Annotated in this window: 1 protein-coding gene; it reads right to left on the bottom strand. The window is 45.4% G+C overall.

The genetic code is table 11. The features are described from left to right. The coding region (locus A3735_RS26610) for a TRAP transporter substrate-binding protein (protein ID WP_068638972.1) at positions 1-853 on the bottom strand (853 nt) is incomplete at both ends.

Below are 853 nucleotides of genomic sequence, written 5' to 3'. Positions count from 1 at the left end.
CTTGGCAATGCTCTTAACCAGCCCTCGGCAATCTTTTCCTGCCGCCTCACACTTATCCATATAGCGCTTAACAGTTGGCTGAAATGCCTTGACCCATGCTTGCTGCTCAGGCTCACTAAACTTTATAATTTCAACACCCTGCTCGGCCAAGGTATTTTGTGCAGTTTGTGCAAATTCTTCAGTGCGCTGCACAACAGCCAAAGCCAATTTCTGCTGAAAGTCCGACAGTAACTGCTTGGTTGGTTTATTCAGCCGATCAAAGCTACGACGATTCATACAAGTCTCAATGGTCGTTGGTGCAATATTCAACTCTGTATAGTACTTGGCTTGCTCATAAATTTTAAAAGGAATAAAGCCCATATCAACCCAAACGATTGCATCAACCACGCCTTGCTGTAGGGCTGAATAGATCTCTGGAAACGGAATACGAACAACAGAGTAGCCTAAGTCTTCTGCCGCACCCGGCGCATTCATAAATGACACCACCTTTTTGCCTTTTAAGTCTTCAGGTCTACGAATAGGTGTTTTGCTCATTAAGCTTAGAGGTCTCACTGGCATAACATGTGCTGGATAAACACCTCGTCGAGTGAACTCCTCAGCCAAGCCATCAGCCATTAGCTCGTTCACAATTCGTGCAGTTAAGTAAGGGTTGGAAGGGGCTATATAGGGGAGCTGGATGGTTTTAAACAACTCAAAACCTTTTGCTTCGGCCAGTGTATAACACGTCCCAAAATCAGCCACGCCAGCGCGTAAAGCTTTGAAGCCTCCGGTGACACCATAGAGAGACCCACCGCCATACATTTTAATTTGCAATTCGTTGTTGGTTTTACGTTGTATCCAATCAATCCCTTTC

This window comes from Oleiphilus sp. HI0061, assembly GCF_001635675.1.
Note: the sequence above shows the minus strand (reverse complement) of the source record. Positions and strands in the feature narration are given on the sequence as shown.